A 20,450-nucleotide genomic window follows, 5' to 3' on the forward strand; every position below is an offset into this window, starting at 1 on the left:
CACCACATGGATGCCAACGTTAGCGTGGACAATGCCGGCGCCGCGCCCGCCACGTCCGCCGGACTCGCCGAACCCGCCGGGGATGCCACCGCGGCAACGCCCTACGGCGACCCGCAGGCCGGCCAGCGGCGCTACCAGCAGGCGCTGATCGCGGCCGGCCTGCTGATCCCCAGCGGCGTCGACGGCGTGTACGGCCGCAGCGCGGTGTTCGAAGCGATTGCCGACGGCCTCAACGTGGCCGTCAGCGCGCTCGGCGCGGACCAGCGCGCGGAAGTGATGCGCTTCCCGCCGGCCATGTCGCGCAAGGACTTCGAGGCCAGCGGCTATCTCAAGAGCTTCCCGCAGCTGGCCGGCACCGTGCACAGCTTCTGCGGCAGCGACCGCGACCACCACCGCCTGCTGGCGCGGCTCGAGGACGGCGAGGAATGGGCCGACGAACAGCGCCCCACGCGCGTGGTGCTCACGCCCGCGGCCTGCTATCCGATCTACCCGGCGGTGGCGCGGCGCGGGCCGATGCCGCCGCAGGGGCTGGTGGTGGACGTGCTGTCGTACTGCTTCCGCCACGAGCCGTCGATCGACCCGGCCCGCATGCAGATGTTCCGCCAGCGCGAGTACGTGCGCCTGGGCAACGCGGAGCAGATCATCGCGTTCCGCCAGCTGTGGATGGAGCGCGGCCAGCAGCTCGCCGGCCTGCTCGAGCTGCCGCACGAGGTCGACGTCGCCAACGACCCGTTCTTCGGCCGCGGCGGCAAGATCGTGGCCGACAGCCAGCGCGAGCTGAAGCTCAAGTTCGAGCTGCTGGTCCCCATCAACGAGGGCGCGCCGCCCACCGCCTGCATGAGCTTCAACTACCACATGGACCACTTCGGCCAGGTGTGGGAGCTGCGCACCGCCGACGGCGAGCCGGCCCACACCGGCTGCGTCGGCTTCGGCATCGAGCGCCTGACGCTGGCGCTGCTGCGCCACCACGGCTTCGACCTCTCGCAGTGGCCCCGCGGCGTGCGCGCCACGCTGGGAGGGCTGTGATGCTCGTCGCCCCCCGTACCCTGGAGCGCGTCGCCCACGTGTCGCACGCCCTGCACAGCGGCAATCCGGTCTGGCCGCAGACCAACTGCTATGTCGACCTGTGGATCGAGCTGCTGCACGGCTGGGCGCTCGATCCGGTGGCGGCGCTCGGCTTCACCGTGGCGCAGGATTTCGAGGGCGACCAGTTCACCTTCTTCAAATACCCGCACGACGACCTCGAGCGCCTGTACGGCGTGGTGGTGCAGGAACTCTCGCTGTACGAGTCGATGGAGGCGCGCGTGGCCGCGCAGACCTGCCGCGGCCACGTGGTGCTGCTCGAGGTGGACAGCTTCTACCTGCCCGACAACCGCGCCACCACCTACCGCCGCGAGCACAGCAAGACCACCATCGGCATCGACGTGATGGTGCCGGACGCGCAGTCGGTCGGCTACTACCACAACGAGGGCTACCACGTGGCCAGCGGCGAGGACTACGACGGCCTGTTCCGCCGCCTGCCGGGCCTGGCCGGCGACGTGAACCTGCTGTTTCCCTACGCCGAGGTGGTGCGACGCCGCTTCCCCGCGCTGGAAGGGGCGATGCTGGTGCGCGCCGCGCTCGCGCTGCTGCGCAGGCACCTCGCGCGGCGCCCGCGCCAGAACCCCATCGCCGCGTTCCGCACCGCGTTCCCGGCGCACCAGGAAGCGCTGATGGCCGGCGGCGAGCAGGTCTTCCATCCCTATGCGTTCTGCGTGCTGCGCCAGCTCGGCGCCAACTTCGAGCTGCTCGGGCAGTACCTGCGCTGGCTGGCCCAGCACGGCCAGCCGATGCCGGACAGCATCGCCGGCGCGTGCCAGAAGATGGCCTCCGAGGCGATGGTGATGCAGTTCCGTCTGGTGCGCTCCGTCATCAGCCGCCGCGTGGACCGCTGCCTGGACTGCCTGGACCAGCTCGAAGCCTCCTACGAGGCGGCGGTGCCCGCGCTGGCCGGCTACGTGGGCGAAGCCGAATACTGACGCGCCCGCCGGCCATGCACGCGCCGCTCGCACTCGCGCCGGTCCCCGGGCGGCCCGCCTGCCGGCAGCCGCTCGCGCACGGCTGGACCCTGCTGGAGACGCCCGCGGGCGCCGCCGCCTCGCCGGCGGCGCTGGACGCGCTAGACGCGCTGGCCGGCCGCGCGCCGTGGCTGCCGGCCAGCGTGCCCGGCACCGTGGCGCAGGCGCTGCAGGCCGCGGGCCGGTGGCAGGTCGGCGCGCCGCGCGCGCTGCACGACCACGACTACTGGTATCGCGTGCCGCTGTCCGGCAGCGGCGTGCATCGCCTGCGCCTGCATGGCCTGGCCACCATCGCCGAGGTCTGGCTCGACGAGACGCGCGTGCTCGACGCGCACAACATGTTCACCGCGCACGAGGCCGAGCTGCATCTCGACGGCAGCCACGTGCTGTACCTGTGCTTCCGCGCGCTGCACCGCTGGCTGCGCGGCCAGCGCGGGCCGGTGCGGTGGAAGCCGCGCCTGGTCACGCCGCCCTCGCTGCGGCTGGTGCGCACCACGCTGCTGGGCCACATGCCGGGCTGGTGCCCGCCGGTCCATACCGTGGGCCCGTGGCGCGGCATCGACCTGCTGCCGCTCGACGCCGCCAGCCCGCTGCTGACCGCGCGCTACGACCTGCACGCCGCGCTCGACGCCGATCTCGCGCGCGGCACGATCCGCCTGTGCCTGCGCGGCGTGGCGCCGCTGCCGCCGGGCGTGCTGCCGATGCTATGCGCGGACGGGCGCGAGGCGCCGCTGGCCGCGGTGGACGCAGGCCCGGGCGGCATCGCCTACGAAGGCGAGCTCGCCATCCCCGCGCCGCGCCTGTGGTGGCCGCACACGCATGGCACGCCCGAACGCTATGCCGTGCAACTGCGGCTGGGAGAACTGCGCATCGACTGCGCGCAGGTCGGCTTTCGCCGCATCGAAGCCGAGCGCGAGACACCGCAGGGCGACGAAGGCTTCGCGCTGCGCGTGAACGGCGAGCGCATCTTCTGCCGCGGCGCCTGCTGGACCAGCCACGATCTGACCGGCCACGCCGATGCGCCCGCGGCCGTGGAAAAATGGCTCGCGCTGGCGCACGGCGCCGGCATGAACATGGTGCGCGTGAGCGGCGTCACCTGCTACCAGGGCGAGGCCTTCTTCGATGCGTGCGACGCGCTCGGCCTGCTGGTCTGGCAGGACTTCATGTTCGCCAACTTCGACTATTCGGCCGATGCCGAAGCGGCGCGCCCGCTGATGGCGCAGGCCGCGCGCGAGGTCGGCGAATGGCTGGCCGCGCACCGCCACCACCCGAGCGTGGCGGTGCTGTGCGGCGGCAGCGAGGTCGAGCAGCAGGCCGCCATGATGGGCGTTGCCGCCGCGGCATGGCGCCAGCCGCTGTTCGACGAGATCATCCCGGCCTGCCTGGCGCGCTGGCATCCCGAGGCGGTCTACGTGCGCAATTCGCCCAGCGGCGGCGCGTGGCCGTTCCAGCCCGACAGCGGCGTGACGCACTACTACGGCGTGGGCGCCTACCAGCGCCCGCTCGACGACGCGCGCCGCGCCAGCGTGCGCTTCACCTCCGAATGCCTGGCCTTCGCCAACGTGCCGTGCGCGCGCACGCTGGCCGAGGCGCTGCCGGTGCCGCCCGCGCACGATCCGCGCTGGAAGGCGCGCGTGCCGCGCGACGCGGGCAGCGGCTGGGATTTCGAGGACGTGCGCGACTTCTACCTGCGCGAGCTGTTCAAGGTGGACCCGCCGCGCCTGCGCTACGAAGACAGCGCGCGCTACCTGCAACTGTCGCGCGCGGTGGTGGCCGAGGTCATGACCGACGTGTTCAGCGAATGGCGCCGCGCCGGCTCCACCTGCGCCGGCGCGCTGGTGTGGCAGTTGCAGGACCTGCTGCCGGGCGCGGGCTGGGGCATCGTCGACGCGCTGGCGCGGCCCAAGTCCGCGTGGCACGCGCTGCGCCAGGTGTGGCAGCCGCTGCAGGTGCTGCTCACCGACGAAGGCCTCAACGGCATCCACCTGCACCTCATCAACGAGAGCGCCGCGCCGCGCGCGGTGCGCCTGCAACTGCAATGCTGGCGCGACGGCGAGACCGCGCTGCTCGACGTCACGCGCGAGCTGTGCCTGGCGCCGCGCGCCACGCGGCGCGTGAGCGGCGCCGAGCTGGCCGGCGCGTTCTTCGATTTCACCTATGCCTACCGCTTCGGCCCGCGCCAGCACGACGTGGTGCGCGCCGCGCTGTTCGATCCCGCCGACGGCGCCTTGCTGAGCCAGGCCTGCTACCTGCCCGACCGCAGCGCGGCCGCGCTCGAGCCGCCCGAGCTGGCGGTGGCGGTGACGCGCGAGCACGGCGACTGGTGGCTCACGATATCGGCGCGGCGCTTCGCGCGCTGGGTCCACATCGAGGATGCCACCATGCGCGCCGAGCAGGACTGGTTCCACCTCGCGCCCGGCAGCCGCCGGCGCGTGCGGCTGCTGCCCGAGGCCGGCCCCGATGGCGGAGTGCGCGGTGCGGGCCCGCCCGGCGCCGCGTTCATCCCGATGGGGGAGATCCATGCGCTCAATGCGAGACGCGCGCTTGCCTACAGTGCGCCGGGCGCCTGATGCGCCGCGCTCGCACCATACTGCCCGCCGCGCCGGGGCGGCGTCCGCGCGGCATTGGCCCTGCCCCGGCAATTGCTCTCAAACCTACCGAAGGATGACCGGGTTTCAACCGTGCGGCTACTGTTGGCAGGCCCACATATAGCCCTTAATGAAGACACAGATGCCGCACGAGCCAGGGTCACGGAATAGGCGGCCGGCGCGGGTCCCGCGAAGTGCGCGGACCGGCTCCGGTGTTAAGTGTTCGTGCGGCTGGTCACGGGGAGAGGGAAATGATCAGTCAGCGTTCGGATCTGCACGTCAATCATGTGCTGGGTGCCTTGCCGCGCAAGGATTGGGAGCTGTTGTCGGCGCATCTCGAGCTGGTGCGCATGCGCGCCGGGCAACTGCTGACCGACTCCGGCCAGCGCATCCATCACGTCTACTTCCCCACCACGGCCATCGTCTCGATGCTGTCGCTGCTGGAAGACGGCGCCACGGTGGAGATCGCCGCCATCGGCAAGGAGGGGCTGGTCGGCATTCCGGTGCTCACCGGCGGCGACACCATGCCGTGCCGCGTGGAAGTGCGCACGCCGGGCTTCGCCTACCGCCTGTCCGCGGCCACGCTCAAGCAGGAGTTCCTGCATTCGCCGGCGATCCAGCGCGTCACGCTGCTGTACGTGCAGGCCGTGCTCACGCAGATCGCGCAGACCGCGGTGTGCAACCGCCACCACTCGCTCAACAAGCAACTGTGCCGCTGGCTGCTGCTGGCGCTCGACCGCATGGCTTCCAACGAGCTGGTCATCACGCAGCAGGTCATCGCCAACATGCTCGGCGTGCGCCGCGAGGGCGTGACCGAGGCCGCCGGCAAGCTCGAGGACCTCGGCCTGATCCAGCACAGCCGCGGGCACATCACCGTGCTCGACCGGCATGGCCTGGAAGCGCATTCGTGCGAGTGCTACAAGCTCGTCAAGCGCGAATTCGATCGACTGCTGCCGGCGCTGGCAACCGTCTGAAGCCGGCGCGGCCGATGGCCGACGGGCAATGGGGCGAGCATGGCCGACGGGTCGGCCGCCCAGGGAGAATGCCGTGAACAGGTTGTTCTTTGCCGGCGCGACGCCGGCTGCGAATGCGCCGGCGCAGCCGCGCGCGCGCGGGCGGCGCGCGCTGCTCGACCACCTCGGCTGGATCGTCGGGCTCGCGGTTGCCGGCGGGGTGGCCGGCGCGCTGGTGGCGCTGTCCACGCCGCCGCGCTACCGGGTCGAGGCGCTGGTGCAGATGGCGCCGCGCAATGCCGCGCAGGGCAATGTGTCCGCGGCGCAGTTCGATGCCGGCATGCTGACCAGCCGCGCGGTGGTCGGGCCGGTGGTGGAGCGTCTGCGCCTGGACGTGTCGGCCGCGCCGGTGCGCGCGCCGCTGCTGGGGGCGCTCGCCGAGCGCCTGGCCGAGCCCGGCCGCGTGCTCGCGCCGTGGCCCGAGGGCCTCGGTTACGCCTGGGGCGGCGAGCGCGCGCGGGTGGACAGCCTGTCGGTGCCCGAGCGCCTGCTCAACGTGCCGCTCACGCTGGTGGCCCAGCCCGAAGGCCGCTACCGGCTCTACGCGGGCGAGGCCATGCTGCTCGACGGCGCGGTCGGCGAGCCCGCCGCGGGCAACGACGTGGAGCTGCAGGTCGGGCAGCTCGACGCGCGGCCCGGCACGCGCTTCGAACTGATGCGGCGCGATCCGCTGTCGGTGATCGACGCCATCACCGGCGAGCTGGTGGTGGACGAGCACACGCGCGACGCCGGCACCGTGCGCATCGCGTGGCGCTACCCGGACCGCAAGCTCGCCGCCGCGCTGGTCAACGGCGTGGCGCAGTCCTACATCGACAGTCAGACCAGCCAGCGCCGCGACGACGCCGCCGGCAGCCTGGCCTTCGTCACCAGCGAGCTGCCGCGCGTGCAGCGCGAGCTCGAGCGCGCGGAGGCGGCGCTCACGCGCTACCGCGCGCGCAGCGGCACGATGGCGCCCACGCAGGAGGCGCAGTCCTACCTCAACGGCAGCATGGACTACCAGCGCCAGATCGCCGCGCTGCGCCTGGAGCGCACCCGCCTGCTGCAGCGCTTCACCACCGACAGCAACGAAGTGCGCACCGTCGACACGCAGATCCAGGAACTGGGCAAGGTGCGGCGCGACATGGATTCGCGCATGCAGAACCTGTCCGAGACCGAGCGCGAATCGGTGGCGCTCACGCGCGACGTCAAGGTCGCCGAGGACATGTACATGACGCTGCGCAACCGCGAGCAGCAGCTCTCGCTGGCGCAGTCCGACCGCTCCAGCACCATGCGCATCGTCGACCCGGCGCTGCCGCCGGCGCGCCCGGACGGCCCGGGCCCGCTGCCGCTGGCCGGCGGCGGCGCGCTGCTCGGCCTGTGCCTGAGCCTGATCGGCGTGGCCGCGCGCCAGCGCCTCAAGCCCTCGGTGGCCGACGCGGCCGACGCCGAGGCGCGGCTCGGCATGCCCATGCTCGGCGAGATCGCCTTCAGCAGCGAGCAGGCCGAGCTCGAGCAGCAGGCCGAGGTGCATCGCCGCCTGGGCATGATGATGGGGTTCGCCGGCGCGCCCGGCCCGCGGCTCTACGCCCCGGCGCCCGGCACCGCGCTGGCCGAGCCCGGCGAGTTCGCCTCCAGCGAGGGCGACCGGCTGCTGCGCTGCGGCCTGCACGACCGCTTCCTGCTGGCGCGCCGCTCGCCGCATTCGGTCGCGGTGGAAGGCCTGCGTAGCGTGCGCGCGGCGCTGCATTTCGCCGTGCGCAACGCGCCCGACTGCGTGCTCGCGGTGACGAGCCCCGCGCCCGGCGCGGGCAAGACCTTCGCCGCGGTCAACCTCGCGGTGCTGTTCGCCGAGGCCGGCCAGCGCGTGCTGCTCATCGACGCCGACCTGCGCCGCGGCAGGGTCGCGCACTGGTTCGACCAGGCGCCCGAGCCGGGGCTGGCCGACCTGCTGGCGGGGCGCGCCGATCCCGCCACGGTGGTGCGGCCCACGGTGGTGTCCGGCCTGTCGCTGATCACCGCCGGCGCCACGCCGCCCAACCCGTCCGAGCTGCTGATGATGCCCGCGCTGGCCGAGACGCTGCGCATCTGCAAGGCGCGCTTCGACCTCGTCATCATCGACACGCCGCCGGTGCTGGCGGTGGCCGACGGCACGCTGGTGGCCAACCTCGCCGGCGCCACGCTGCTGGTGGTGCGCGCCGACGTCACGCCGGCCAGCCAGGTCGACGAAGCGCTCAAGCGCCTGGCGCGCGCCGAGGCCCGCCTGGCCGGCGGCATGCTCAACGGCGTCACGCGCCGGCGCAGCAACCGCGCGGACTTCGCCGCGATGAACCCGTACCTGGGCCTGCCGCTGCCGCCCGCGCGGCCCGAAGCGCTGGCGCTGGAGGCGCGCGCCGCGCCCGCTCCGGGCGCGGACCAGCATGGCTCGATGCCGGCGGCCTGACGGCCCGCGGCATGGCGCGGCGGCCGGCAGCGTACCCGTTTCTGCGTGCCCGCGGGCAGGCCGCGAGTGGGGCGCAAACGTGGTGCTTTCCGGCCCCGCACGCGCGCCGGCAGCGGGTTTCGGCGCCGCCGCCGGCACGCGCGCGACAACAAAGCGTACCCGTTTCTGCGTGCGCAAGATGCCAGGGGCCCAAGCCCCGTTTTTCATTGGGAGAGGTGATGAAACCGGTCTTGTTCGAAGGATGCGCCGGCTGGCTGCATGAAGCCGCGGGCAGCACGGGCGTGGTGCTGTGCAACCCGCACGGCCACGAGGCGATGTGGTCCCACCGCGCGTTCCGGCACCTGGCCGACGACCTCGCCGCGGCCGGGGTGCCGGCGCTGCGCTTCGACTATCCCGGCACCGGCGACGCCGCCGGCAGCGGCGCCGAGCAAGAGCACATCGCGTGGTGCGTGCACGGCATCCTGGCCGCGGTCGGCACCCTGCGCGAGCAGGGTGGCGTGGAGCGCGTGGTGCTATGCGGCCTGCGCCTGGGCGCCGCGCTGGCGGTGCTCGCGGCCGAGGCGCTGGCCGCGCGCGATCCCGCCGTGGTGGCCGGGCTGGTGCTGCTGGCGCCGGTGGTAAACGGGCGCAACTACCTGCGCGAACTGCGCGCGCTGCATACCGGCTGGCTCAACAACGTGATCCCCGACATCGCGCAGGCGCCGCCCGCCGACGGCGCGCTCGACGTGCTCGCCTACCGCTTCCAGGCCGACACCGTGGCCGCGCTCGAAGGCCTGCGCCTGGCGCGCCGCAAGGGCTGCCCGGCGCCGCGCGTGCTGCTGCTCGACGCCTGGCCGGGCACCGCGTCGCCGGTCGCAGAAATGGGTACGCTTTACCGCGCGTCGGGCGCCGAGGTCACGCTGGACGGCTTTCCCGAGTACGCCGGCATGATGCAGGCGGCCGAGTACGCTCGCGTGCCGGAGGCCGCCTGGCAGGCCGTGCTGGCGTGGCTCGGCCCGGTGCCCAGGGCCGCCGCGCGCGCCGCGCCGGCGGCGCAGGAGCCGCGCCCGGCGCTGGAGTGGGAGGTCGACGGCGTGCGCGAGCAGCGGGTCTGGCTGGACCACGGCCGCCAGTTCGGCATCCTGTGCCAGCCGGCGCGGCGCGCGCCCAACGGCGTGGCCATCGTGTTCCCGAACACCGGCGGCAACCACCACGTCGGCGACGGGCGGCTGTTCGTCATGCTGTCGCGCGAGCTGGCGCGCCGCGGCGTGACCGCGCTGCGCCTGGACCTGTCGGCGCTCGGCGACAGCCCCGCGCCGGCGCGCCAGATGAGCATCCCCGCCGTATACGACCCCTGCGCCTGCGAGGACGCCAGCGCCGCGGTGGACTGGCTGCGCGCGCAGGGCCTGCGCCGCGTGGTGGTCTCGGGCGTATGCTCGGGCGCCTACATCAGCCTGCACGTGGCCCTGCGCAACCCCAACGTGTCAGGCGTGGTGCTGGCCAACCTCGCCAAGTTCCGCTGGGACGAGGCCGACACGGCCGCCGCCAGCGAGCGCGTGCAGTCCATGCGCGGCTACGCCGCCGCGGTGCGCCGCGTCGAGAACTGGCAGCGGCTGCTGCGCGGCGAGGTCAGGGTGGTGCCGATCCTCCACGGCTTCGTGCGGCGCGGCGCGCGCCGCCTGGGCCAGCGCGCCGCGTCCGCGCTGGCGCGCTGGCGCCGCGGCGAGGACACCACCACCGTGACCGGCTTCGCGCGCGCCGCCATGCGCGAGCTGGACCGGCGCGGCGTGCAGACCGACTTCCTGTTCGGCATGAGCGACCTCGGCCTGGAAGAAGCCAGGGACCGTTTCGGCGGCAACCTGGAGGCGCTGCAGGGGCTCGCGCACATCCGCGTGCGGACCCTGCCGAAGTTCGACCATTCGCTGTTCCTCGAGGAAAGCCGCGCGGCGCTGTGCGCCTACCTGGTGCGCTACATGGAGCAGCAGGCCGCGCGCGGCGAGGCGGCCGGCAGCGGCGAGCGCGTGGAGCTGGCCGACGCCGTGGCGGGCAGCGCGGGCGCCTGAGCCCGGCGCGGTTCAGTGGTTGTCGCCGGCAGCCGGCGCCGCCGCGCCCGCGTAGCGCTCGAGGAAGGCCGCGATCCTGGCGCGCGCGATCTGCGTGGCAAAGCCGCCCCAGTGATGGGCGAAGGCGTGGTCGGTGGCGCGCAGCAGGCAGGTCTCGTGCGGCACGCCGTGGCGGGCCAGCGCGTCGTCCAGCAGCCCGGCCTGCTCGGACGCGATCACGCGGTCGCTCAGGCCGATGAGCGTGATGGTGGGCGGGGTTTGCGCGCCGACGTGGCTCAGCGGCGACAGCAGGCGGTAGCGCTGCGGCTGCGCCGCGGGCGTGCCGCCGGCATACGCCCGCAAGGCGGCCCGTATGTGCGGCGGCGTGGCCGGCGCGTCATGCAGCCGCGCCAGGTCGGCCGGACCGAACAGGTTGACCACGCTCCTGACCGCGACCGGCCGCGCCGCGCACGACGGCGGCAGGCGCGCGTCGCCCGCGCTGTAGGCGGCCAGCGCGGCGAGGTTGCCGCCGGCGGAGCTGCCCATGATGCTGATGCGCGCGGGGTCGACGTGGTAGTCGGCCGCATGCGCGGCGACCCAGCCCAGCGCGCACTTGACGTCGCCGACCTCGTCCTGCCAGCGCGCATTCGGCGGCATGCGGTATTCCACGTCGAACACCTCGTAGCCGAGCCCGTTCAGCCAGCGGTTCCAGTCCGGCGTCATGCTGCGGTTGCCGCGCACCCAGCCGCCGCCGTGCACCTGCACGATGGCCGGGCGCAGCGGGCCGTCGCCGGGCCGGCCGCTGCGCCACACGTCCAGCACCAGCCGGGTGCCGTCGGCGGCGGTGCCGTAGACCACGCTGCGCGCCGGCTGCGCCGGGCCCTTGTTGACGTGGCGCGCATTGGCGAGATAGTCGCGCAGCGACAGCGGCACCCCGAGCGCGCGCGCCTGCTGCCACGTGGCGATGGCCGGGACCAGGCCCATCGCCGCGGTCAGGATGGCCACCACCGCGGACAGCGCCGCGGCCAGCCTGGCGCCGGCGCGCAGCGCCGCGTACCACGACACCACCGCCGCGGCCGTGACCAGCAGCAGGTGCAGCGGGAACGAGAGCGCGAGCATCGGCACCAGGTAGGACAGCACCGCCCCGGTCCTGCCCGGCCCGCCCCAGTGCCACGGGATGAGCAGGCAGAGCGCCAGCGGCGCCGTGATCGCCACCAGGGCGCAGGCCAGCAGGGTCCAGGGCCACGTCCGGGCGCGGCGCGTCCCCAGGCTTGCGGTCTTGTGCATCGTTTTGTCTCCGCGATGTCGCGTGCCGCCAGCCGGTACCCCGGCATGGCCGGCACGGCTCAGAACTTGGTCCGGATGCCGAGCGTGGCGGCGAACATGCTGTCCTTGCCGCTGGCGAGATAGTAGCCGTTGACGAAGCCGCCCGCGGCGGTGTCCAGGCCGATGCCGGCGTGCTTCGCGTAGGCGCCGAGCACGTAGACGTTGGTGCGCCTGGACAGGCTGTAGTCGGCGATGAACAGCACCTGCCAGGGGTTCTTCGCGTTGGTGGCGGGCAGCCGGTTGAGGCTGGCGTTGGCGAGCTTGATGTCGTCGTAGTAATACGCCAGCGTCAGGTTCAGCGCCGGCGTGGCGAGATAGTTGGCGCCGATCCAGTACATGTTGTCGCGCATCAGCGTGGCGCCCGCGCCGTTCTTGTCCAGGCCCCAGCGCACGCCGCCCTGCAGCGTGAGCGCGCCGTTGACGTAGTTGCCCGCGACGCCGGCGCGCCGGAAGGTGCCGCTGTCGCCGGCCGCGGTCAGGGTCGGGTTGTACTGGTCGTAGGCGACGGCGACGCCGTAGCGGCCGAGCGCGTAGTTGAGCGCCGTGCCGTAGCCGGTGTCGCGGCGGAACTGGCCCGGCACCTCGCCCGAGGAGAAGATGCCGTTGCCGAAGGACCAGTGCGCCAGCGCGATCAGCGGGCCGACCTGGGCGGCGAACTTGGCCATGTTGTCCGAGCGCGAACTGTAGCCCCCGAGCGCGCCGGCCGGCTCGTATTTCGTGTACGCGGCCGGCGCGAAGTTGGCGAAGCCGTCGTAGATGGAGGTGCTCTGGCGGCCGAAGGTCACGCGCCACGCGCCGTGGCCGCCGAGGCCGACCAGGGCCTGGCGCCCGAACAGGCGGCCGTTGAAGGCCAGCCTGCCGTCGTCGGCGGTGAAGCCGCTTTCCAGCACGAACAGGGCCTTGAGGCCGCCGCCGAGGTCTTCCTCGCCGCGCATGCCGAAGCGCGAGCCGGCCAGGTTGCCGGAGCTCATGCGCACCGTGTTGTGGCCGGCGCCGGTGGCGTAGCCGTTGGCGGCCGTGGGGACCTTGTCGGAAAAGTGGCTCAGGTATTCGATGCCGGCGTCCATCACGCCATAGAGGATCAGGTTCGACTGCGACTGCGACTGCGCCTGCGCCGATCCGGCGATCAGCGCGGTGCCGCCGGTCAAGATGGCGTTGCGCAAGTGCTTGCATGCTTGGGGCTGCTTCATCCTTGTCCACTCCTTTTTTTTCGGTTGTTGGCGACATGGATCGCCGGCCGCCGCGGCTGGCGCGCCGCGCGCCGGTCATGCGCCGCGCGGCGCGGCGCGGCGGCGGCACGTGACGCGCACGGCGCCGTCCGCGGCGGCCCAGATGCGGGCCCGCCCGCCGCGCCGGTCTTCCTCGCTGTGCCGCACCGGGCCGCTGGCGGTGATCTCCGCGCCGTGCGGAAACTGCGCGCGCGGCAGCACCAGCTCGGTCGGCGCCGGCACCGCCGCGTCGGCCTCGTACTCGACGACGAACAGGCCCGCGCCGCGCTCGAAGGACATCGCGCCCAGGCGCCCCTGCACCGCGCACGCATAGGGCCGCGCGAAGCCGGCCACCGCGCGGCCGCCGTCGCAGGCCGGGTCGGCCGGGTCGATCTGGTCGGCCGAGAAGATCGAGAGGTCTTCCTGGTTCCACTGGTCGCCGATGCGCGGGTCGTTGCGGTTGCCCGCCGTGTAGTTCCACTGCGTGGCGCTGAGCAGCAGCCGGTCCAGCGCCTCGTACATCAGCTCGAGCGCCACCGTGTGCGGCGCGAAGGCGTCGCGCCTGCCGGCGGCCCACTGCGCGTAGGCCAGGCCGTCGTCGAGATCGTAGGGAATGCCGAATTCGCCGATCAGCGTGGGCGCGCCGCCGCCGGGAAAGCGGCGCGCGGCGTCCCTGAGCGCGGCCAGTTGCCGCACGTGCCGCTCGCGCAGCGCCGCCGGCCCTTCGGCGCGCTCGCCGGTCAGCAGGTCGACGCTGGCGCCGGGGTCGAAGGTTCTGGTCATCACCAGCGCCAGGTCGTACCAGTGGCAGGTGTTGACCGACTGCGCCGGCATGCGCGCGGGATAGTCGCGCCCGGTGAGCATGCCGATCGGATCCATCTGCGCCATCAGCAGCCAGTCGGCGCGGTGGGCGCGGATGCGCGCCGCGGCCTGGGTGAAGAACGGCGCGAACACGTCCTCGGCGATGTCCAGCCCGCGGCCGTCGACGCGGTCGAAGGCGTGTTCGTCGAGCGGCACGGCGATGCCGTCGTCGAGCCGGTAGATGCCCGCGCGCTCGAACGGGCAGGCCGCGCCGTCGCGCCAGATCGGGCGGGCGGCCGCGTTGAGCACGCGGGTGGCGCGCGGCGCGGCGGCGCTCGAGGGGTCCAGCGGATTCGGCGGATTCAGCGCGACCTCGGTCGGGATGCCGCGCGCGGTCGCCAGCGCCGCGAGCGGCGTGACGACGGGCCCGGGCAGCGGCAGGCCGCGGTCGGTCGAGAGCGCCTGCCCGAGCCAGCCCAGCCCCGGCTCGTTGAGCATGTCGAAGCCGATCACGTGCGGCAGGTCGCGCACGCGCAGCGCGATCTGCTCGGCCGCGCCGAGGAAATGCTCCAGCAGATAGTCCTGCACGTTGCGCCCCGCGATGCGGAAGTCCGGCGTCAGCCGGCGGCCGGCCCAGAACAGCGTCCACATGATGCCGTTGGCCGCCAGCCGGTAGTTGAGCGGCCAGCTCATGCGCGCATAGCCGGGCTGGAGCGGGCTGGCGTCGGCGAAGTCGAAGCGGTGCTGCATGACGTGCGCCGCGTGCGCGGCATCGAACGCGCGGCAGTCGAGCCCGACCGCCTCGAGCGTCCAGCCCGGCGCGCCGTCGCCGCCGCTCATGCGCGACCACGCATCCTGGTGGAGGTCGACGAACACGTACAGGCCATGCTCGCCCGCCTTGCGGCAGATTGCCGCGAAGTAGTCCAGGTAAGCGTGGTCGTACTGTCCGGGGCCGGCATGCTCGATGGCCTCCCAGGTGGCGAGCAGCCGCAGGCAGTTGAAGCCCCAGCCGCGGATGCGCGCGAGGTGCGCGTCCGCCTCCGCCAGCGGAAACGGGCGGCCGACGAACGAGACCTCGCGGTGGTCCGCGAAGTCGGTCGGGTACTGGGTGCCGCCGCGCGGATAGGGGACCTTGCTGTCGCCGCCGAGGTTCACGCCGCGCAGCAGGATCTGCCGGCCCTGGACATCGATGAATCGTTCGGCTTCGGTATGCAGGCGTGTCAGTGTCATGTCGTTCCCTGTCGTTCCCATGTCGGAGGTCGCAAGTTATTAACTTTCCAGTAGGTTAGTTTGTTTGCGCGAAAAGTACACATGGGGTTTACAATGGCACGCGGCAATTGCCCCCAAATCCGAAATCGGAGCCATCAGTGAAGCCCAGGAGAACGCGCGAGCACAGCACGTCCAACGCCGAGATGTCCGCGCAGACCAAGGCCGGGATCCTGAACGCCGCGATCGCGTGCCTGGCCGAGCTCGGCTACGCCGGCACCACGATTTCGGAAATTGCCGATCGCGTCGGCCTGACGCGCGCGGCCCTGATTTACCATTTCGAGAGTAAACACGCGCTGATGGCGGCCGTGATCGACGCCATCTACGACGAGATGGCGGCGCGCTTCGCCGCCGCGGCGCCGCCGTTCCTGGCGCCGCGCGAGCGCCTGCTGGCCTTGCTCGACTCCGCCGGCAACCACGCCTCGTCGGTCAACCAGATCGCGCTGCTCGAGCTGCTGCTCGCGGCGCGCCGCGACCCGGGCTTCCAGGCCGAGGTGCTGCCGGCCATCGCGCAGCGCGAGGCCGCGTTCGACGGCGCCTGGCGCGAGGCCATCGGCGGCCTGCCCAACGCGCCGCGCCTGGAGATGCTGCGCGACCTCAGCGTCGCGGTGCTGCGCGGCGTCACCATCGGCCGCTCGCTCGGCCATGACGTGGTCCGCATCGACCACCAGCTCGCGGAGCTGCGCCGCCTGTTCGTCGAAGCCATCACGCCCTAGGCGGCGGGCGCGCCGTTCAGGGTTTGTCCCGGTTGTCCATGATATTTACTGATGTGATAGTAAATTATCGACGGCGCGGTGGCGCCGCCGCGACCGCAGCCGCGGCCGGCCCCGTGCCGCCGCGGTCCGCTCATGCCGGCATGGCGCCGGCGCCATGACCGGAAATGCCACATGCCCGCACGATCCTCGCGTTTTCGTCCGGTAGTCCCGATTGCCGCGCTCGCGGTGGTGGCCGCCGCCATCGGCATCGCCGGCGGCGGCGTCGCGTCGCTCGCCGGCACGCGCGCCGCGCCGGGCGGCCCGGCCGCTCCGCAAGCCATCGTCGGCGACGGTCTCCACGGCCCGCGCGGCATGGCGTGGATTCCCGGCGGCCGGTTCATGATGGGCAGCGACCACGAATTCGCGCAGGCCAACGAGCGCCCCGCGCACGAGACGCGCGTCAGCGGATTCTGGATGGACGTGCATCACGTGACCAACGCCGAGTTCCGCGCGTTCGTGGCGGCCACCGGCTACGTCACCAGCGCGGAGAAGGCGCCCGGCTGGGACGCGCTCAAGGGCCAGTTGCCGGCGGGCACGCCGCGCCCGCCGGACGGCGCGCTGGTGCCCGGCGGGCTGGTCTTCGTCGGCACCGAGCGGCCGGTGCCGCTGCACGATTATTCGCGCTGGTGGCGCTTCGTCGCCGGCGCCGACTGGCGGCACCCGGGCGGTCCCGGCAGCGCCATCGCGGGCAAGGACGACCATCCCGTGGTGCAGGTGTCCTGGCAGGACGCGCAGGCCTATGCGCGCTGGGCCGGCAAGCGCCTGCCGACCGAAGCCGAGTGGGAGTTCGCCGCGCGCGGCGGACTGGAGCAGGCCACCTACGCCTGGGGCGACCAGTTCGCGCCGGGCGGCCGGCAGATGGCCAACGTCTGGCAGGGCCGGCAGCCGCAGCCGTTCCCGGTGGTCAGCCCCAGGGCCGGCGGCGCGGCCGGCACCAGCGCGGCGGGCACGTTCCCGGCCAACGGCTACGGGCTCTACGACATGACCGGCAATGCCTGGCAATGGGTGGCCGACTGGTATCGCGCCGACCAGTTCCGGCGCGTGGCGCGCGCGGGCCGCGTCGAGGCCGACCCGCGCGGCCCGGACCATAGCTGGGATGCCGCCGGCGTGCCCGCGCGCGCGCCGAAGCGCGTGATGCGCGGCGGCTCGTTCCTCTGCAGCCAGGACTATTGCCTGAGCTACCGCCCGAGCGCGCGGCAGGGGACCGATCCGGACAGCAGCATGTCGCACCTGGGCTTCCGGCTGGCGCTGGACGAGGCCGCGTGGCAGGCGCAGCGGGCCGCGCAACAAGCGGCACCGCAAGCCGCGCCACAGTCCGCACCACAGGCTGCACGACAGTCCGCCGCCGGCGGCTGAAGCGCGCGCCGGCGCGGACCCCTCCGCCCCAACCAGCCGACACGGGAGGCATCACCGCATGAATCCACGCAACCGCATGAGGGCCGCGCGCGCCGGCCTGGCCCGCGCGCTGCGCCACGCCGCGCGCTGGGCCGCCCTGCCGCTGCTCCTGTGCGCGGGCACGCCGCACGCGCAGCCGCAGCCGCAAGCCCGGCCGAACATCCTCTGGATCACAGTGGAAGACATCACCACGCTGATCGGCGCGTATGGCGACCGCGCGGCCAGCACGCCGAACATCGACCAGCTGGCCCGCGAGGGCGTGCTCTACACCCACGCCTACCAGACCGCCGGCGTGTGCGCGCCCGCGCGCGCGGCCATGATCACCGGCACCTACCCGACCTCGGTGGGCGCGCACCACATGCGCACCGGCAGCGCGGAGCTGCCCGGCGGCGCCGCCCGGCCCAGGCCGGAAGGCATTCCCGCGAGCTATTCGGTGGTGCTGCCGCCGCAGGTCAAGGCGTTCCCCGAGCATCTGCGCAAGGCCGGCTACTACACCACCAACAACCAGAAAGAGGACTACCAGTTCGAGGCGCCCGTCACCGTGTGGGACGAAAGCGGCCCGGCCGCGTCCTACCGCAACCGCCCCGCGGGCAAGCCCTTCTTCGCGGTCTACAACTTCTTCCTGACCCACGAGGCGATGGTGGCCCTGCGCAAGGACGCGCTGCTGGCGGAGCCGGCCGCGGTGGCGGTGCCGCCGGTCTTCCCCGACACCGCGGCGGTGCGCGGCGACATCGCCCGCATGTACACCAATATCGCGCTGATGGACCGGCAGGTCGGCGAGCTGGTCCGCATGCTCAAGGACGACGGCGTGTACGACGACACCGCCATCTTCTTCCTGGCCGACAACGGCGGCAGCCTGCCGTGGATGAAGCGCGAAGTGCTCGAGCGCGGCACGCGCGTGCCGCTGATCGTGCGGCTGCCCGGCGGCCGGCGCGCCGGCACGCGCAGCGACGCGCTGGTCAGCGGCGTCGACCTCGCGCCGACCGTGCTGTCGCTGGCCGGCGTGCCGGTGCCCGGCTACATGCAGGGTCAGGCGTTCCTCGGCGGGCCGCCGGCGCAGGCGCCGCGCAAGTACGTATTCGCCGCGCGCGACCGCATGGATACCGAGTACGACCGCGTGCGCATGGTGCGCGACGCGCGCTACCGCTACCTGCGCAACTACATGCCGGACAAGCCGTATTACCAGAACCTGCGCTTTCGCCTGATGCTGCCGATGATGCAGGACATCCTGCGGCAGCGCGACGCCGGCACGCTGTCGGCCGCGCAGGCGGCGTGGTTCGGGCCCAAGCCCGCCGAGGAACTCTACGACGCCGAGCAGGACCCGTGGGAGCAGCGCAACCTGGCCGGCGACCCGCGCTACCAGGACAAGCTCGCCGAACTCCGGCAGGCCCTCGACGCCTGGACCATGCAGTACGGCGACCTCGGCGCCGTGCCGGAGCGCGACATGCTGGCGCGCATGTGGCACGGCGCGAGCGAGCCGCCCGCGACCGCCACGCCCGAGGTGATCGCGGTGGCCGACGGCGTGCGCATCGCGTGCGGCACCGACGGGGCGTCGATCGGCTACTGGATCGAGCGCGCCGCCGCGCCGCCGCCCGCCGCCCACATCGTGCAGAGCTGGGACTACGAGCGCCTGGCCGGCGAACTGTTCGGCGGCAACTTCGCCCGGCTCGGCGACAAGCGCCCGGCCGCGCCCGCGTGGACGGTCTACGGCGGCGAGGTCATCCCGCTCGCGCCGGGCGAGATCCTCCACGTCGACGCGATGCGCATCGGTTATCGCGCGGCGCGCGTCGACTACGCCGACGGCCGCGCGGTCGTGCCGCCGGCGCGCTGATGCGCGCGTCCTTATGCGCGCGTCCTTATCCGCCAACAGAGGCAAGGAGGGAAAACCCATGACAATCCGTTCGCGCATGCGCGCCGCCGCGCTGCTGGCCGCCGCGTTTGGTGCCGTGTTTGGCGCCGCGTTTGCCACCGCATCCGGCGCCGCGCCCGACGCGGCGCGGGCCGCGGCACAGACGCCCGCACGAGCGCTCGCACGAGCGCCCGCACAAGCGCCCGCACGGACAGCCGCGCCGACGCGCCCCAACATCGTCGTGCTGGTCGCCGACGACCTCGGCTGGGGCGATCTCGGCAGCTACGGCCATCCGGTGTTCCGCACGCCCAACCTGGACCGCATGGCGGCCGAGGGCCAGCGCTGGACCAATTTCTACGTGAGCTCGCCGGTCTGCTCGCCGAGCCGCGGCGCCATGCTGACCGGCCGCGTCGAAACCCGCACGGGCCTGTACGGCGTGGTCAACACGGTGCAGATCGAGGACGATCCCTACGGCTTCCCGGACCGGGAGACGACCGTCGCCAGCCTGCTGCGCGATGCCGGCTACGCCACCGCCCTGTTCGGCAAGTGGCATCTCGGCGACGCGCCGCGCGCCTACCCGACCCGCCACGGCTTCGATTCCTGGTGGGGCACGCCGATGTCGAACGACGCCTACTTCATCGGCGGCGTGTCCACCAGCGAGCTGCGGCGCCGCTACGCGGCCGGCGAGTCGCCGCTGGCGCTGTTCTCGCTGTACTACGAGCAGGCCACCGCGAGCTTCCGCCATCCCAGGAGCGAGTACTGGAACCTGCCGCTGATCCGCAGCGAGCGGATCGCGAAGGCGGGCGGGGCCGGCTATCGCGACGAGGTCATCGAGCGGCCGATCGACCAGCGGCAGTACAACCGGCGGCTGACCGACCAGGTGGTCGGCTTCGTCGGCGGGAAGCACGACAAGCCGTTCCTGGCCTGGGTCGGCTACGAGAAGCCGCACCTGCCGCACCTGCCGGCGCCGGAGTTCGCCGGCAGCAGCAAGGGCGGCCCGGTGGGCGACGCCATCGCGGAGCTCGACCACAGCGTGGGGCGCGTGCTCGATGCGCTGCGGCGCAGCGGCAACGCCAAGGACACCGTGGTCGTGTTCGTCTCCGACAACGGCCCCTGGATCCTGTATGAAGACATGGTGGGCTCGGCCGGCATCCTGCGCGACGGCAAGGCATCCACCTATGAAGGCGGCGCGCGCGTGCCGGCGCTGTTCTGGTGGCCCGGCACGATCCGCCCGGCCGTGGTCGACGGCATCGGCGCGACCTACGACTTCCTGCCGACCCTGGTCGCGCTGGCCGGGGCGAGGCTGCCCGACGCGGCCATCGACGGCGTCGACCTCGGGCCGGCCCTGCGCGGGCGCGCGCCGAGCGCGCGCCAGGTGCTGCCGTACTACTACAAGGGCCGGCTGCAGGCGTGGCGCGACGGCGACTGGAAGCTCAATCTCTACGAAACCAGCGGACGCCCGGGCGGCCCGCAGCGCAAGCTGGACAAGCCCACGCTCTATCACCTCGGCCGCGATCCCGCGGAGAAATACGATCAGGCGGCGGCCGAGCCGGCGATTGCCGAACGGCTGGCGCGCGCGGCGCTGGCCTTCGAGGCATCGATCGCCAGGGCCGAGCCGGAGTTCGACCGCGTCAATGCGGCATTCGCGGCATTCGCGCCGCCGGCGGCCGGCGGCGCGGAGCCGAAGCGGAGTTCAGACGGAGTCGAAGCGAAGTAACAGTGCAGCAGAAGTGAAATCGAAGCGCAACCGAA

General features: G+C 73.1%; 13 protein-coding genes. 10 read left to right on the forward strand and 3 right to left on the reverse strand.

The features are described from left to right. The first annotated feature begins 6 nt into the window (after positions 1 to 6). From KF708C_RS12425 to KF708C_RS12450, 6 genes are all read left to right on the forward strand, one after another. Positions 7 to 1,026, forward strand: a complete 1,020-nt coding sequence (locus KF708C_RS12425; protein ID WP_059412001.1) for an amino acid--[acyl-carrier-protein] ligase — start codon at positions 7 to 9, stop codon at positions 1,024 to 1,026. Then, positions 1,026 to 2,018, forward strand: a complete 993-nt coding sequence (locus KF708C_RS12430; RefSeq protein WP_029043676.1) for a DUF1839 family protein — start codon at positions 1,026 to 1,028, stop codon at positions 2,016 to 2,018. The genes KF708C_RS12425 and KF708C_RS12430 overlap by 1 nt, the downstream gene beginning before the upstream one ends. 14 nt (positions 2,019 to 2,032) lie before the next feature. Further along, a complete protein-coding gene (locus tag KF708C_RS12435; RefSeq protein WP_059412002.1) occupies positions 2,033 to 4,627 on the forward strand; it encodes a glycosyl hydrolase 2 galactose-binding domain-containing protein in 2,595 nt (864 codons plus the stop codon). Between the two features lie 269 nt (positions 4,628 to 4,896). Further along, positions 4,897 to 5,619, forward strand: coding sequence for a Crp/Fnr family transcriptional regulator (locus tag KF708C_RS12440; RefSeq protein WP_020423794.1), 723 nt, complete (start codon positions 4,897 to 4,899; stop codon positions 5,617 to 5,619). An 82-nt stretch (positions 5,620 to 5,701) separates the two neighbouring features. Further along, positions 5,702 to 8,077: a polysaccharide biosynthesis tyrosine autokinase gene (locus KF708C_RS12445; protein WP_082079528.1), complete on the forward strand. Its 2,376-nt coding sequence runs from the start codon at positions 5,702 to 5,704 to the stop codon at positions 8,075 to 8,077. A 218-nt stretch (positions 8,078 to 8,295) separates the two neighbouring features. Continuing rightward, the gene (locus tag KF708C_RS12450; RefSeq protein WP_059412004.1) at positions 8,296 to 10,119 is read left to right on the forward strand and encodes an alpha/beta fold hydrolase; all 1,824 of its coding nucleotides are present in this window, start codon (positions 8,296 to 8,298) and stop codon (positions 10,117 to 10,119) included. Positions 10,120 to 10,131: 12 nt separating this feature from the next. Here KF708C_RS12450 and KF708C_RS12455 read toward each other — a convergent pair whose 3' ends face one another. From KF708C_RS12455 to KF708C_RS12465, 3 genes are all read right to left on the reverse strand, one after another. After that, positions 10,132 to 11,385, reverse strand: a complete 1,254-nt coding sequence (locus tag KF708C_RS12455) for an alpha/beta hydrolase (RefSeq protein ID WP_059412005.1) — start codon at positions 11,383 to 11,385, stop codon at positions 10,132 to 10,134. A gap of 59 nt (positions 11,386 to 11,444) precedes the next feature. Beyond that, positions 11,445 to 12,614 (reverse strand): porin, encoded by a 1,170-nt coding sequence (locus tag KF708C_RS12460; protein ID WP_082079530.1) that lies wholly within the window; start codon positions 12,612 to 12,614, stop codon positions 11,445 to 11,447. 75 nt (positions 12,615 to 12,689) lie between these two features. Next, positions 12,690 to 14,663 carry a glycoside hydrolase family 5 protein gene (locus KF708C_RS12465; RefSeq protein WP_059412006.1) on the reverse strand — a complete coding sequence of 658 codons (1,974 nt, stop codon included), beginning with the start codon at positions 14,661 to 14,663 and terminating at the stop codon, positions 12,690 to 12,692. Positions 14,664 to 14,800: 137 nt separating this feature from the next. On the opposite strand from KF708C_RS12465, the gene KF708C_RS12470 reads away from it, so the two are divergent. The 4 genes from KF708C_RS12470 to KF708C_RS12485 all read left to right on the forward strand — a co-directional run bounded on the left by KF708C_RS12470 (position 14,801) and on the right by KF708C_RS12485 (position 20,415). Further along, complete coding sequence (locus KF708C_RS12470; protein ID WP_231401609.1) at positions 14,801 to 15,415, forward strand: TetR/AcrR family transcriptional regulator; 615 nt, start codon at positions 14,801 to 14,803, stop codon at positions 15,413 to 15,415. Positions 15,416 to 15,586: 171 nt separating this feature from the next. After that, positions 15,587 to 16,810, forward strand: a complete 1,224-nt coding sequence (locus tag KF708C_RS12475; RefSeq protein ID WP_059412007.1) for a formylglycine-generating enzyme family protein — start codon at positions 15,587 to 15,589, stop codon at positions 16,808 to 16,810. Between the two features lie 58 nt (positions 16,811 to 16,868). Next, the gene (locus KF708C_RS12480; protein WP_059412008.1) at positions 16,869 to 18,680 is read left to right on the forward strand and encodes a sulfatase family protein; all 1,812 of its coding nucleotides are present in this window, start codon (positions 16,869 to 16,871) and stop codon (positions 18,678 to 18,680) included. A gap of 58 nt (positions 18,681 to 18,738) precedes the next feature. Further along, positions 18,739 to 20,415: a sulfatase-like hydrolase/transferase gene (locus KF708C_RS12485; RefSeq protein ID WP_231586463.1), complete on the forward strand. Its 1,677-nt coding sequence runs from the start codon at positions 18,739 to 18,741 to the stop codon at positions 20,413 to 20,415. Positions 20,416 to 20,450 lie beyond the last annotated feature (35 nt).

Source organism: Cupriavidus basilensis, from assembly GCF_000876015.1.
Lineage (GTDB): Bacteria > Pseudomonadota > Gammaproteobacteria > Burkholderiales > Burkholderiaceae > Cupriavidus > Cupriavidus basilensis_B.